Here is a 13,818-nt window from a genome sequence, read left to right as displayed (position 1 = left end):
GCGATTTGCCATTGACAGCCTAAGTCTGAGTTGATATAAATTGCCACCTCAAACGGGCGCATAGCTCAGCGGGAGAGCACTGCCTTCACACGGCAGGGGTCGTAGGTTCGAACCCTACTGCGCCCACCATAAAAATCAAGGGGTTAGCGATGCGTCGCTAACCCCTGTTTGCGTTTGTGCCCATTTCGTGCCCAAATTGCGCCCAGCTTTTTTCATTCCCCCGGCTTTTTGACCCCCTGCCATTCTTTGGGCTCTCGATTCGTGCCCAATATCAGTTTTCCTCCAGATATTCCATTACTTGCTGGACTTCGCAGGCGAAAAACCGACAGATGGCGTCGATATTGTCGGTTGTCGTGTTGTATCCCTTCAGATTCTCCATGGCGTCGTTGACTGATATTGCCCTCTTTAAAACATTGCCCCGAATGGGTATTGCCCATGCTTCAGGCCTCTGTTATTCTCATTCCAGGAGGTCAAAGCCATGCTGACACAAACAGATTCCCGCAGACGGATAACCCTGCCCCCCGCCACCGGGATCAAACCGGGGGACACGGTGGAGATCGAAGTGCTTGAAGACGGCCGCATTATGCTGATTCCGGTGGAAACCGTTCCCCGTCATCAGTTATGGGCCTGGACCGTTGAGAGCAAAGCGGCCATCACCCGTTCCCTGTCCGACCCCCGCCCTTCGGAGACGGTCGAATCCACGGAGGAGGCCGCAAACGTCGCCAAAAGGTGGGCCGGTGAAGATTGAAATCCGGCCCGCCTTCGATGAGGCGGTCATGGCCGCCGAAGTGCCGGTGCGCAAAGCCGCCGCCAAAATGCTCGTGCTGTTGCAATCGCTCGATCTGCCCGATCTGTGGAAACACCCTGGGCTGAACTTCGAAAAACTGCATGGCATGATCGAACCGACCACCGGCCGGCAACTTTACTCCCTGCGTGTCACCGGCAGTTCCCGCGCCATCGCCTGCCTGCTCAACGGGCCGACCCTGGTGCTGGTCAGTCTGCATGTGCAGCACGACAAGGCGTACCGTAGGTGAATTGTTTTCTTATAGCATTGTGGCGGTTACCGTAATGCCCATTACGATGATTTCTTGCCTGTGTGGTCTTTGCCGTTTCCGCTTGGGAGGCAAGCGGCAGCAATTTTTAAAGATGGGAGAACTGATGATGAAGCAGGCGCAATGCGAGCAGATAACCCGGTGACCCTTTGGGCATCCGCCGTCCAGGAGTTAAGAGGGGTAAACAGCGTTTTGGGATGTTTGGCCTTGTCGGTAGTTGTGTTTGGACGCCTGATCGGGTTGTTGATCGATTTTGTTCTTGTCCCAGAAGAGAGAGGCAGGGGCGATCATGGAGCGGGGAGTGTTTTCAGCGGAGGGTTAATGAAAATTTGACGGGGTCGGGTGACGGCTATAGGGTTCGCTTCCGCCAGTGTCGCGGGTTTCGTCGTGCATGGAAGACGGCGAGAATGACCACCCGATGTTCCTCTGGAACAAAGAAAATCTGATACGGAAAGCGCCGGACCAGTGCCCTCCGCAGATTTTTGTGAAGGATCGGAAACTGTTGAGGGTTACGGAGTATGGCGTGAAATGCGGCGTCAACATTGAGCAGAAAATCGGACCCAAGTCCGGAAACACGTTCCTCATACCATTCATAGGCGGCGCTCAAGTCCGTTTCCGCTTCGGGACGGACGAGCAATTCGAGCGTCACCGTTTACCCCTGATCCGCTCGCGGACGACGTCCCAGGGCGAGCCTTTGGCGAGGTCGGCATGGTAGCCGTCCAGCCTTCTGTTTAGTTCCTCTTTCTGCTCTTCTGAGAGTTGGATGGCTTCGGGGGCGCTGGCAATGCTGTCCCAGATATCTTCAACCAGTTGAATACGTTCGGAAATGCTCAAGTTTAGAATGTCTTTTTCAGCCAGTTTCCCCATGGTGTGACCTCGCAACCAAGCATAAGAGATATGTTTGCATCTTAACAAATGCATCCGGATTTTCCAATCGGTTCATACTTTATCCTTCTTCGATCACCAGCCATCTTCTGACATTTGTTCTGACGACTTTTAGGCACCATCCCAAAAAGACCTTGGAAGGGGAGGGCGGGAGAGTGTATTTTCAGCTCTCGTCCGTCCTTCATGACCTTCGCCGAAAGTTGTCGTTTTCGTGGAACTGACTCTCAATCCCGCCGGTCATCTGGTGATGATCGGACTATCCGATCCCGCCGCCGCGCCACGCCTGGCGCCGATTTCCCAGGCTTTCGCCGAGTCTTCCTCCGCCGGAATCATCGCCCTCGCCGGCGGAAAATCCTCACCGGACTGGCCCCTTTCCTGGCTTTACTGGCGGGACTTCGGGGCGCGCTATCTGTCGCACCTCTGTCAAAGTCGACCGGATGTCGACCGACTCGATCCCGTGCCGCCGCTGGATGCCGCCACCCTGGCGTCCCTGGTCTTGCGCCTTCCGCCCATGCCCGGTGCCGAGTACGCCGGACCCGACGTGCTGGGGGAGCTCTGGCGCACGCTGGATGCCTGGACGCTGGCGGAGATTGCCCGCGAGCCCGAGGGTCTGGCCGGGTTTCTTTATCGGCGCGCGCCCCTCTGGCGGCAGGTCGGCCGGGTCTGTTTTCATCTCGCCGAAAACCGCCAGGATCCCGACTACCCTTTCGCCTTCATGGCGACGTACATCCCCCGCCTCGGAAAAAATGCCCGCGCCCAGCACCTGCCTCTGAGTCAGGCCCTGCGTGAGTACGCCGGTGCAGATAACCGGGCGGCTCTGCTGCGGCTGCTGGAGCCGGTTTCCGCGGCGAGCAGCTGCTGTCCGTGGGTGGGGGAACTGGTGGAGAACAACGACATCTATCATCCCCTGGCCTGGTCCCCCGAGGAGGCCTATCTCTTTCTCAAGGATGTTCCCCTTCTGGAGGAGAGCGGGTTGGTCGTGCGCCTTCCGGATTGGTGGAAAAAACGGCCCCGGCCCAAGGTGCAGGTCGCCATCGGTTCGCAGGTCGGCGACAAGATTTCGGCGCAAGCGCTGCTCGATTTCCGGGTCGGTCTCACCCTGGAGGGGGAGCCTCTGTCGCCGGAAGAAATCGCTGCTCTCATGGCTGCTGGTGAGGGGCTGACGCTGGTGCGCGGCCAATGGGTCGAGGTGGATGGCGAGAAGCTTCGTCAGGCCCTCGATCACTGGCGCAAGGTGGAAAAAGAGGCGGGCGCCGACGGCCTCTCCTTTATCGAGGGGATGCGTCTGCTCGCCGGGACGCAACAGAATCTTGCCGGGCAGGACCCGATGCTGGAGGAAACGGGCTGGGCCTATGTGGAGGCCGGCGAGCGGCTGCGCGAGCTTTTGGCCGATCTGCGCGATCCGTCTCGTCTAGCCGCCGTTGCCGCCGTGCCCGGGTTGCGGGCGACGCTGCGCCCCTATCAGCAGGTCGGCGTGAACTGGCTCTGGTTCCTGTCGGAACTCGGGCTTGGGGCTTGTTTGGCCGACGACATGGGCCTGGGCAAGACCGTTCAGGTGCTGGCTCTGCTCCTGGCCCAGGGGGAGCGGAGACCGAGCCTGCTGGTGCTGCCGGCCTCGCTGTTGGCCAACTGGAAGAGCGAGCTGCAACGCTTTGCCCCCTCGCTCACGGCGTTGTGCCTGCATCCCTCGGAAATGAACCGGGACACCCTGGCTGCCCTGGCCGCCGATCCCGAAAAGGCTCTCGCTTCCGTCGATGTGGTGCTGACGACCTACGGCATGGTACAGCGCCAGGAGTGGCTGAAAAAAACGGACTGGAACCTGATCGTGCTGGACGAGGCGCAGGCGATCAAAAATCCCGCCACTCGCCAGAGTCGCGAGGTCAAGGGGCTCTCCGGGCGGGCGCGCATCGCCCTGACCGGGACCCCGGTGGAAAACCGGCTTTCCGACCTCTGGTCGCTTTTCGATTTCATCAGCCCCGGCCTGCTCGGTTCGGCGAGCCGTTTCAAGCAGTTCGTCCATGCCCTGGAAGGGCACGAGCCGCCTTCCTACGCCCCCTTGCGCACCCTGGTGCAACCCTATATCCTGCGCCGCCTGAAGACCGATCGGAGCGTCATCGCCGATCTCCCCGACAAGGTGGAGATGCCCGCCTGGTGCGGGCTGAGCAAGGTGCAGGCGCGGCTTTACGGCGAGGCGGTCAAGTCCCTGGCGCATGCCCTGAAAGAGCAACGGGAAGGGATGAAACGCCGGGGGCTGATCCTCTCGACGCTCATGCGTTTCAAGCAGATCTGCAATCATCCCGGCCAGGCCCTGGGGGACGGCGATTTCGCCGAAGAGCGCAGCGGCAAGTTCGTCCGCTTGCGCGAACTGGTCGAGGAGATCGCCTCCCGCCAAGAGAAAGTTCTGGTCTTTACCCAGTTCCGGGAGATGACCGAACCGCTCGCGGCTTTTCTGACACAGATTTTCGGTCGTCCCGGCCTGGTGTTGCACGGCGGCACGCCGGTGGCGGAGCGGAAAAAGCTGGTGGATCGCTTCCAGCAGGAGGAAGGTCCGCCCTTTTTCGTCCTCTCCCTCAAAGCCGGCGGCACGGGACTCAATTTGACCGCCGCCGCCCACGTTATCCATTTCGATCGCTGGTGGAACCCAGCGGTGGAGAATCAGGCCACCGACCGCGCCTTCCGCATCGGCCAGAAAAAGAATGTGATGGTGCACAAGTTTGTCTGCAAAGGGACGGTGGAGGAAAAGATCGACGCCTTGATCGCCGCCAAAGCCGACTTGGCGTCCGACCTGCTGGAAGGGGCGGAACGTTTGCTGACGGAAATGGATGACGAAGCCTTGTTGCGTTTGGTGAGCCTCGATCTGGATCAGGCCGCCCTATAACAGGCTGATGAAAAAAACTCATCTGCGGCGTTGTCCTCATCCCTCGTCAACGACGTACCTTTCAGGTACGCCTTATTCCTCGGGATTTCGTCCGCCTTGCATCTGGGCATTTTTGATCAGCCTTGGAAAACCAGTTTTTCAACAACCTGCTAAATCGGGAGATGAAGGAAGATGCGATATTACGGTTGGCCCACCTATGTGACCGTGGCCGAACGGCGGGCCAAGGCCGAGAAGCAACTGGAAAAGATGAAAAAGAAGGGGGTGGCGGTGCAGCCGGTGGCCTTGAGCGGCCGCAAGATCGCCGCTTCCTTCTGGGGCAAGGGCTGGTGCGAGCAGATGGAGTCGTTCAGCGATTATGCCAATCGTCTGCCCCGGGGGCGCAGCTATGTGCGCAACGGCTCGGTCTGCCATCTCGAAATCGCCGCCGGCCGCATCACCGCTCTGGTCAGCGGGACGACCCTCTATAATGTCGTCATCACCATCGAGCCTCTCAAGGCGAGCACATGGGAAGTGGTCAAGGGCGCCTGCTCGGGCAAGATCGCCTCGCTGGTCGACCTGCTGCGCGGCAAGCTCGACGACTCGGTCATGGAAGTCGTCACCGACCGCAAAAAGGGGCTTTTCCCCCTGCCCGGCGAAATGAAGTTCGACTGCGATTGTCCCGATTGGGCCGGTATGTGCAAGCATGTGGCGGCGGTGCTCTACGGGGTCGGCGCTCGTCTCGACCAGTCGCCGGAGATGCTTTTCGTGCTGCGCGGGGTCAATCACCAGGAACTGATCGACGTCACCGCCGCCGTCGCCGACGCAACCCGGGCGGGAAGTTCTCGCCGACGCATCGCCGCGACCGGGCTCGCCGATGTCTTCGGCATCGAACTGGCCGATACAGGCGTGGCCGAGGATCCGCCGACTCTGGCGCCGCCCAAAAAAGGCGTGCCGGAAAAGAAATCAACGCCTGCGGCCAAGAAGTCTGAAGCAGAACGCACGGCGGCGAAAATCGCGGCCGTGAAGAAGGTTTCGGAGCGGCACGTGGTGAAGAAATCGCTTCCCGAAAACCATTTGCCCGAACCTTTTACCGGTAAGATTCTTTACGCCTGGCGGACCTCCCTCGGTGAAACCCAGACCGAGTTCGCGGCTCGTCTGAGTCTGAGCGCCGGTTGTATTTCCCAGTGGGAGAGCAAGGGCAAGAAGCCGATCGGCATGCAGGCCCGTTCCCGGCTGCTTCTGGAAAAAGCCTGGAAGGCGACCCACAAGGATTAGGACTGTTGCTGATGCCCCACATCCTGTGGCACGAGGCGCCGGGAGTGTTGTGAAAGGATTGAGAAGCCATGCCCGAGGCATCCACCCTGAGCCTGTTCGTTGTCGCGGCGGCGCTGCTGGTCGTTGTGCCGGGGCCGAATACGCTCTACATCATCACCCGCAGCGCCCATCAGGGGCTTGCCGCCGGGGCTCTTTCCTGTCTCGGCGTCATGGTCGGCACCCTTTTTCACACAGCGGCCGCCGCCCTCGGGATTTCCGCGCTGCTGCTTTCGTCGACGACGGCTTTCAATCTGGTGAAATATGCCGGGGCCGCCTATCTCGTCTATCTGGGGATTCGCACCCTGCGCCGGGGGGATGACCCCGGCGAGGAGAAAGGAGCGATGGCCGAAAAGGGGGCGGGCGGGACCTTTTTCCAGGGGATGCTGGTCAACGTCCTGAATCCGAAAACCACGCTCTTCATTGCCGCCTTTTTGCCCCAGTTTGTCGATGCCGCGCGCGGTTCGGTTCCGGGGCAGATCCTCTTTTTCGGGATGGTTCTGATCCTGATCGGCGCGGTGAGCGATTTGGCCTATGCATTTTTTGCCGCCAAACTGGGAAGCCGGTTGCGCGGGGATTTTCGCTTTCCTCTGCAACCCTATCTTGCCGGATGCATCTATCTCGGCCTTGGCGCGGCGGCGGCGTTGACCGGGCTGCGGAAACCTTAAGAGCCGTCCGGTCGCAAACGGCGACGGAAGGGGATGCCATGATCCGAAAGCTTTCCATGCTGCTTTTTCTCTGCCTGCTGACGGCGGGGTGCGCCCGCGATCTGACTGGTCGGGAAGTTCGCGATCTGACACTTTTGCCGCAGAACCCCAAGGCGTATCTCGCTCCGGAAAGGGCGGAATGGCCGTTGGTGTCTGCCGCTGAACAGGAGGCGCTGGCCGCTGCTTTTCTGAAAAACCATTTTGCCGCCTGGGAAAGCGCCGCTCCTCTGGAAACGACGAAAAATCCCTTCTGGGCCCTGGACTGGATCGGCAAACACCCGGCCTTTGCCGAGAATCTGCGTCCCCTCGATCCGGCGCGCCGGGACGCCTTGATCCAGCAGGCCGCGCGGGATGCCTACCCGAGTTGCGATCGCCGGGGTATTTCCCTGCGCCGCCTCGATGTTCGGGCGCTGCCGACGCGCTCACCGCTTTTTAATGACCCCCGCAAGGCCGGCGAAGGTTTTCCTTTCGACAATCTGCAGCATGGCGTCATCCCGGCCGGTGTGCCGCTGCGGGTGACGCACCTGAGCATTGATGGCGCCTGGGCCTTCATCGAAACTGCCCTCCTTTACGGCTGGGTGCCGGTGGCTGATCTGGCCTGGGTCGATGAGGACTTCATGGCGGCGTATAAAACCGGGCGTTATTTCGCGGTGACCGGCGATGAGACCGCAGTGGTCGATGAGGCGGGCATTTATCGCTTTACCATCGGCACCGGCGCGCTGCTGCCGCTGCTCGATAGCGACGGCGACGGCTATCGGGTGCTGATTCCCATCGCTGACCGGAAACAGCAGGCGCTCGTCGAGAAAGGTTTGATTGCCGGGGATCGGGGCGGGATTTTTCCCCTGGCCTTCACTGCCGCCCAGGTCGCCGAGTTGGCCGGAAAAATGATGGGACAGCCCTACGGCTGGGGGGATGGCTATGCGGGGCGGGATTGTTCGGGAACGCTGCGCGATCTCTTCGCCCCCTTCGGCCTGTGGCTGCCGCGCAATTCGTCGCGCCAGGCCGCGGTCGGCCGGGTTGTTCCCTTGGCGGAGTTACCGCCCCGAGAGCGCGAGGCGCGACTGCTCGCCGAGGGGGTGCCCTTCGCCACCCTGGTTCATCTGCCCGGCCACATCCTTCTTTATCTCGGTGAACGGGAGGGGCGGGCGGCGATGCTGCACACCCTTTGGGGAGTGCGGACGAAGGATCTGAAGGGACGCGAGGGGCGCTGGCTGGTGGGCAAGACCGTCATTACCACCCTCGAGCCGGGACTGGAAGCGGAAGGATTCTCCCTCGACATCGGCAGTCTGCTGGAACGGGTGGACGGCATGAATTTTCCGCTGGAGCCGGCCGGTCGATAAAGGGAGCCCCTCCGCGATGCGGTTCCTTCGTCACCGCATCCTACAAGGAGGGGGCTTAGGCGGTGCCGGAATCGTTCTCCTGCTTGTTCGGGGTGTCGGGTGCATCGGCCGGATCGACGATGGGGGGGGCGGACGGCGGGGAGTTGTCCGCCGTGAGGATGAGGGGGGGCGAGTTGAATTCGCGGATGAAGATTTCCCAGAAGGCGACGAAAAGGGCCGCGATCAGGGGGCCGACGACGAAACCGTTCATCCCGAAGAGGACGAATCCGCCCAGGGTCGAAAGGAGCACGATGTAGTCCGGCAGTTTGGTGTCGCGCCCGACGAGAATGGGGCGCAGGAAGTTGTCGACCAGCCCGATCACCGCTACGCCGAAAACGACCAGGATCGTCCCCTGAATCCAATTGCCGATGGCGAAGAGATAGATCGCCACTGGCGCCCAGATCAGCCCGGCCCCGACCACGGGGATGAGCGAGAGCAGGGTCATCACCACCCCCCAGAGCAGCGGCCCGCGAATATCGAGGGCCCAGAAGATGATCCCGCCCAGGGTACCCTGGGTGACGGCAACGACCAGATTGCCCTTGACCGTGGCCCGCGCCACTTCGGCGAACTTGGTAAAAAGCAGCTGTTCCCGGGCGTCGCCGAGGGGGAGGGCACGCACCAGCAGTTCGATCAGGCTACGGCCGTCGCGGAGCATGAAGAAGGCGACGTAGAGGGTCAGGCCGAGGCTGACGAAGAATTGCATCGTCCCCTGGCCGAGCTGCACGGCATTTTGCGCGATGAACTGGCTGGCGGTGAGGGCCGCCTTGGAGAGCTGGGCGGTGACGTTGTTCAGATCGAGATTGAGCCGTTCGAGAAGATTCTGGACCGTGGGGAAGGCCTGGCGCACCTGCTCGACGCGGCCCTGGATGTCGAACTCGCCGCTTTGCAGGCGCTGGTAGAGCCCGGCTCCCTCCTGAAAGAAGGAGGTCATGACAAAAAGAGTCGGGACGATGCCGAGGATCAGGCAGATGACCAGGGTCGCCAGCGCTGAGAGGGTTGAGCGGCCTCGCCACAGGTTACGCAGACGGGAATAGAGGGGATGAAAGATCAGACCGATGAGGCAGGCCCAGAAGATCGATCCCCAAAAGGGCTTGAGCAGAAATAAAAAGAGCAGACTTACCAGAATCAGCATCAGCAAAAAAGAGCGCTGTTCCAGCTTGCTGTGCTCTTTGTCGTAGCGCGGGTGATCGTCGGTCATATCGCTTTTATCCCTTGTAAGATGTTCAGGCCGGCATGGTGCTGGGCCGCCGGGTCTTCGGGGGGACCTGAAGCCCGATGGAATATATGATCTATACTCTAGCAAACGGGCGATTTTCGCAATAGTTGTCCAATATCGTTGTCCAACCCCTGTCCGAGCCGCCGCCGGTAAGCGGCGGAAGGAGAGTATCATGAAAAAATCACTCGGTTCCAAGACCTTGTTATTTCCCGCCCCGGTGCTGCTGGTCGGCACCTACGACGGCGAGGGCAAACCCAATCTGATGAACGCCGCCTGGGGCGGGATCTGCAATTCCCAGCCCCCTTGCATCGCTGTTTCCTTGCGCAAGGCGACCTATTCCTACGCCGCCCTCATGGAGCGCAAGGCCTTCACCGTCGGCATTCCTTCCCAGGAGCAGATTGTCCAGGCCGATTACGTCGGCATCACCACGGGGCGCGAGGTCGACAAGTTCGCCGAAACCGGACTGACCCCGGTGCGTAGCGAACTGGTGGATGCTCCCTACGCGGCGGAGATCCCCGTCATTCTCGAATGCCGGGTGCTGCATGTCCAGGAAATTGGTCTGCACACCCAGTTCGTCGGTGAAATCGTCGATGTCAAGGCCGACGAAGGGGTGCTCGCCGAGGATGGACTCCCCGACATCCGCAAGATCCAGCCTCTGATCTTCGATACCGCCCATCGCGGCTATTACGGCCTCGGCCCGCTCTTGGGGCAGGCCTTTGCCATCGGCAAAAAGTAAGCTTTTCTCGACCCTCAGCCGAGGCGGACCGCCGTCAGGCTGAGGGTTCCCGCCAGCAGCCAGAGGCTGATACCGAGGGCGAGAGGAGCGAATCCGACCCGCCGCAGCAGGGGGCGGCTGAGTCCCGCGCCGATCAGAAAGAGCGTGACCGTCAACGCCTGCCGGGCGATTCCGGCCAACGCCCCCCAGAGAGGATTGAGGTGGGGGAAGAGGGAGTGGAGGAGGGCGGCGGCGACGAAGGCGAGGATGAAGAGCGGGATTTTCGCCCGTTCCTGCGATTTGTGCAGCAGGGCGAAGGCCAGGGCGAAGGGGACGATCCAGAGGGCGCGGGTCAGCTTGACCACGGTGCCGACGGCCAGGGCCTCGCTGCCGAAGGCCGCTGTCGCGCCGACGACGCTGCTGGTGTCGTGAATGGCCAGGGCCGCCCATTCGCCGAACTGCTGCTGGCTCAGATCGAGAAGGTGACCCAGCGGGGGGAAGAGCAGCAGGGCGACGGCATTCAGAACAAAGACGACGGCCAAGGCGACCGCCGTTTCGTCGTCTTTGGCTTTGATGACCGGGGCCATGGCGGCGATGGCGCTGCCGCCGCAGATGGCCGTGCCGAAGGCGATGAGGGTGCCGGTATTGGCCTCGGCGCGGAAAACCTTTTGCAACAGCTTGCCCAAGAGCAGAGTCAGGGTGATGCCCGCCAGGGTCAGCGGTAAAGAGGCCTTGCCGACCGTCCACACCTCGCCGAGACTGAGGCCAAAGCCGAGCCCCGCCACCGATAGCTGCAGCAGTCTTTTGCTCCAGAGGGACGATTGCAACGGCCAGGGATTGCCGAAGAGCAGGCTGAAGAGGATCCCCGCGGCCAAGGCGGCGGCCGGCGGAAGATAGGGCAGGGCGCAGCTGCCGAGCAGTAGCAGAAACAGGCCTTTTTGAACGGTAAACGGAACCATGACAACCTCCTGTCGACTTTGTGCTTGTCAACATAGCAGATGGTTTTTATTATAAAAAATAGATAATTTTTACGAAATCCATCAATTAAACTTATATCTATGGCCCTAACCCTTCGCAAACTGGAAATATTCATCCAGGTCGCCGACCTGGGGCAGGTGACAAGAGCGGGACAGGCGCTGTCCATGAGTCAGTCCGCCGTGAGCATGGCCCTGGCGGAACTGGAAAGCGCCGCCGGTGGCCCCCTTTTTCTTCGTCAGGGGCGACGCTTGCTGCTCAACGACCGGGGCCGTCTGCTCCTCGAACCGGCGCGGGAGATCCTGCGCAAAACCGCTCAGTTCGAGCGCCTGCTCAGTGACTCGGGGGAAGCCCCGCGCGGGCTATTGCGCATCGGCGCCAGCACCACCATCGGCAATTATCTGCTGCCGGAGTACATCGCGGAATTTTCACGACGTTACCCCGAGGCCCGAGCCACCCTGCAGGTGGGAAACACCCAACAGATCGAGCAGTCCCTCGCCCGGGGGGAGATCGATCTGGGCCTGATCGAAGGGCCGTCCCATGCGCCCCAACTGGAAATTCTGCCTTGGCGGGATGACGAACTGATCGTCATCGCCGGGCGGGAGCATCCCTTGTGTCGTGAATCGGCCGTGACCCTGGCGATGCTGACCGCCGCCGACTGGATCATGCGCGAGCCGGGATCGGGGACGCGAGAGGTTTTCGAGGCGGCCCTCTCCGACAGGTCCGGACAGGTTCGCATCGCCCTCGAACTGGGGCATACGGAAGCGGTGAAAAAGGCGGTGGAGGCGGGGATGGGAATCGCCTGCCTGTCCCGTCTGGCCGTACAGCGGGAGCTGGATCACGGCTGGCTGGTCGAAATCAAAACCGCCCTCGATCTCAAACGCCCCCTGGTGATTCTTTTGCCCCGTGGGGCGAGCCGCACCCGCCTGTTGCAGGCTTTTCTGGAGAGGCTTGAAGGATGAAGCGGTTGTTGGCGATCGGCGACATTCACGGCCGGCTCGGCAAACTCAGGGAGTTGGTGCGTCAGGTCTGGCCCGATGGCGAGGATCAGGTCGTTTTTCTCGGCGACTATATCGACCGGGGGCCCGACTCCCGGGGGGTGATCGACTTTCTGCTGGCTTTCGCCGAGCGCTTTCCTCGCACGGTCTTTCTGCGCGGCAATCACGAACAGCTTTTTCTCGACGCTCTGGTGGAGCGTGGCATCCGCACCGGTAAAACCCTGCGGGAGATTTCCCCCCTCTACCGCCGCAATGCCCTTGGCGGCGATGTCGAGCTCTTCCTTGGCAACGGTGGTTCGGCGACCCTGCTCAGTTACGAGGGAACCTGGGAGATTCCGCCGGAGCATCGGCACTTTCTCGAAGAAACTGTCCTGACTTATCGCTCCGGCAGGTATCTTTTTGTCCATGCCGGCGCCGGGGACGGCTTCGAGGCCGAGGAGCAGGATCCCTACGTGCTGCTCTGGAGCCGTTTCTCCCCACCGGGACGGGGGGAGGAAGTGCAGGTGGTGGGGCACACCGTCACCGACGACGGCCAACCGCGCTTCGAGGCGGGGCGGATCCACCTCGATACCGGGGCCGGAACGGACGGCCCGCTGACCGCCTGCGATCTGTTGACGAAGCGGATATGGCAGGCACCGTGATTCCCCGCCGAAGGGCGGTGTTCGGAGGGAAGCGGTGCGCCGTTTGACTTGAAGCGCTTCTGTGTCAGAGTTGAACCATGGTCCATCGTGGCCGGATGCCCTATGGCGATGACGGAAGAAGGGAGGGGAATTCCGGGCGGTCCGTGCCGCCCCCTGCCGCTGGAAAATCGATGATCAAGAGCATTCCGTCCGAACCCCGTGTCCATCATCGCTGCACCCCCCTTGATCCGCTCCCCGTGGAAGCGGATGCCCCCCCGGTGCGGGGAACCGTCCTGGTTGTCGAACCCGGGGAAAGTTTCTACCTCATCCCTTTGCGCTTGATGCTCCCCGATTGTCGGCTGATTCTCTGCTGCGACGAAAAGGAAGCCCGCCAGATTTTCTTCTATACCCCCGTCGATGTCGTCCTCATCGATCATTCCCCGGCGCTCTCCGCTCTCGCCCTGCTGCACCTCTTCAAGGTCGGCCGACCTTCCGTCCCGGTGCTGGTCATGGCTCGGGAAGGCTCCGAGGAACTGGCGGTCGAGGTCTTTCGGTCCGGGGCGCGCGACTATTTCCGCAAGCCCATCTCTGTCGATGAAATGTACGGTGTTATCCGTTCCCTGTTGGAATTGCGCGCCGGCGCGTTCAAGGTCCGCGCCGCCAATTCATCCAAAGAAGGTTTCGACAAAGCCCTCCGTTACATCCAGACCCATTTCCATCTTCCCCTCTCCCTGGCTCAGGTTGCCGGCAAGTCGGGCATGAGCCTCTCTTCCTTTGTGCGGATTTTCAAAAAACGCACCGGCATGACCTTCGTCGATTACCTGCAGATCGTGCGCATGGCGGCGGCCTGCCGCATGCTGCGCGACCCCGGTCTCTCTCTGCTGCGCATTTCCCTGGCCTGCGGCTACAACAACCAATCCCATTTCAACCGCGTCTTCAAAAAATGCGTCGGCGTCTCCCCCCGGGTCTACAAGAAATATCTAGGGCAGAACGTTTTCCGCTGAGGAGTCAAAGCGAGAGGTTTTATAGGAAGAAGTCCGAGGGAAGTTCCCGGCGGGTCGAGGAGGGTTTTCATGAGTAGCCGAGAGCAGGAACAACAAACC

General features: G+C 61.2%; 14 protein-coding genes and 1 tRNA gene. 11 read left to right on the top strand and 4 right to left on the bottom strand.

All coding sequences use genetic code 11. The features are described 5' to 3' along the window. The first annotated feature begins 54 nt into the window (after positions 1-54). The 3 genes from BQ4888_RS10020 (at position 55) to BQ4888_RS10010 (ending at position 1,034) form a co-directional block, all read left to right on the top strand. Positions 55-129: transfer RNA gene (locus BQ4888_RS10020), tRNA-Val, on the top strand. A 349-nt stretch (positions 130-478) separates the two neighbouring features. Continuing rightward, entirely contained in the window at positions 479-748 is a 270-nt protein-coding gene (locus BQ4888_RS10015) for an AbrB/MazE/SpoVT family DNA-binding domain-containing protein (protein ID WP_092056913.1), read from the top strand. Further along, positions 738-1,034 carry a hypothetical protein gene (locus tag BQ4888_RS10010; protein ID WP_092056911.1) on the top strand — a complete coding sequence of 99 codons (297 nt, stop codon included), beginning with the start codon at positions 738-740 and terminating at the stop codon, positions 1,032-1,034. The genes BQ4888_RS10015 and BQ4888_RS10010 overlap by 11 nt, the downstream gene beginning before the upstream one ends. A 367-nt stretch (positions 1,035-1,401) precedes the next feature. Here the strand turns inward: BQ4888_RS10010 and BQ4888_RS17980 are convergent, their stop codons facing one another. Together BQ4888_RS17980 and BQ4888_RS10000 are read right to left on the bottom strand one after the other, a co-directional pair. Beyond that, entirely contained in the window at positions 1,402-1,701 is a 300-nt protein-coding gene (locus BQ4888_RS17980; protein WP_092056910.1) for a type II toxin-antitoxin system RelE/ParE family toxin, read from the bottom strand. Next, positions 1,698-1,919 carry an addiction module protein gene (locus tag BQ4888_RS10000; protein WP_092057144.1) on the bottom strand — a complete coding sequence of 74 codons (222 nt, stop codon included), beginning with the start codon at positions 1,917-1,919 and terminating at the stop codon, positions 1,698-1,700. Before BQ4888_RS10000 ends, BQ4888_RS17980 begins: the two co-directional genes overlap by 4 nt. A gap of 265 nt (positions 1,920-2,184) precedes the next feature. On the opposite strand from BQ4888_RS10000, the gene BQ4888_RS09995 reads away from it, so the two are divergent. The 4 genes from BQ4888_RS09995 to BQ4888_RS09980 all read left to right on the top strand — a co-directional run bounded on the left by BQ4888_RS09995 (position 2,185) and on the right by BQ4888_RS09980 (position 8,152). Then, positions 2,185-4,815 (top strand): DEAD/DEAH box helicase, encoded by a 2,631-nt coding sequence (locus tag BQ4888_RS09995; RefSeq protein ID WP_420841951.1) that lies wholly within the window; start codon positions 2,185-2,187, stop codon positions 4,813-4,815. 171 nt (positions 4,816-4,986) lie between these two features. Continuing rightward, on the top strand, positions 4,987-6,069 hold the full coding sequence (locus BQ4888_RS09990; RefSeq protein ID WP_092056906.1) for a hypothetical protein: 1,083 nt from the start codon (positions 4,987-4,989) through the stop codon (positions 6,067-6,069). 68 nt (positions 6,070-6,137) lie between these two features. Further along, the gene (locus tag BQ4888_RS09985; RefSeq protein ID WP_092056904.1) at positions 6,138-6,773 is read left to right on the top strand and encodes a LysE family translocator; all 636 of its coding nucleotides are present in this window, start codon (positions 6,138-6,140) and stop codon (positions 6,771-6,773) included. Between the two features lie 38 nt (positions 6,774-6,811). Beyond that, a complete protein-coding gene (locus tag BQ4888_RS09980; protein WP_170232817.1) occupies positions 6,812-8,152 on the top strand; it encodes an NlpC/P60 family N-terminal domain-containing protein in 1,341 nt (446 codons plus the stop codon). Between the two features lie 55 nt (positions 8,153-8,207). Here BQ4888_RS09980 and BQ4888_RS09975 read toward each other — a convergent pair whose 3' ends face one another. Next, entirely contained in the window at positions 8,208-9,389 is a 1,182-nt protein-coding gene (locus BQ4888_RS09975) for an AI-2E family transporter (protein ID WP_092056900.1), read from the bottom strand. Positions 9,390-9,579: 190 nt separating this feature from the next. On the opposite strand from BQ4888_RS09975, the gene BQ4888_RS09970 reads away from it, so the two are divergent. Further along, the gene (locus BQ4888_RS09970) at positions 9,580-10,143 is read left to right on the top strand and encodes a flavin reductase family protein (RefSeq protein ID WP_092056899.1); all 564 of its coding nucleotides are present in this window, start codon (positions 9,580-9,582) and stop codon (positions 10,141-10,143) included. Between the two features lie 14 nt (positions 10,144-10,157). Here the strand turns inward: BQ4888_RS09970 and BQ4888_RS09965 are convergent, their stop codons facing one another. Next, positions 10,158-11,081, bottom strand: a complete 924-nt coding sequence (locus tag BQ4888_RS09965) for a YeiH family protein (RefSeq protein WP_092056897.1) — start codon at positions 11,079-11,081, stop codon at positions 10,158-10,160. A gap of 99 nt (positions 11,082-11,180) precedes the next feature. On the opposite strand from BQ4888_RS09965, the gene BQ4888_RS09960 reads away from it, so the two are divergent. The 3 genes from BQ4888_RS09960 to BQ4888_RS09950 all read left to right on the top strand — a co-directional run bounded on the left by BQ4888_RS09960 (position 11,181) and on the right by BQ4888_RS09950 (position 13,719). After that, complete coding sequence (locus tag BQ4888_RS09960; RefSeq protein WP_092056895.1) at positions 11,181-12,059, top strand: LysR substrate-binding domain-containing protein; 879 nt, start codon at positions 11,181-11,183, stop codon at positions 12,057-12,059. Further along, the gene (locus BQ4888_RS09955; protein WP_092056893.1) at positions 12,056-12,736 is read left to right on the top strand and encodes a metallophosphoesterase family protein; all 681 of its coding nucleotides are present in this window, start codon (positions 12,056-12,058) and stop codon (positions 12,734-12,736) included. The genes BQ4888_RS09960 and BQ4888_RS09955 overlap by 4 nt, the downstream gene beginning before the upstream one ends. 170 nt (positions 12,737-12,906) lie before the next feature. Further along, entirely contained in the window at positions 12,907-13,719 is an 813-nt protein-coding gene (locus BQ4888_RS09950; protein ID WP_170232816.1) for a helix-turn-helix transcriptional regulator, read from the top strand. Positions 13,720-13,818 lie beyond the last annotated feature (99 nt).

Origin of the sequence: Desulfuromonas acetexigens, from assembly GCF_900111775.1 — a bacterium.
Taxonomy (GTDB): domain Bacteria; phylum Desulfobacterota; class Desulfuromonadia; order Desulfuromonadales; family Trichloromonadaceae; genus Trichloromonas; species Trichloromonas acetexigens.
The sequence above is the reverse complement of the archived record's forward strand: the minus strand, read 5'-3'. Positions and strand labels throughout refer to the sequence as shown.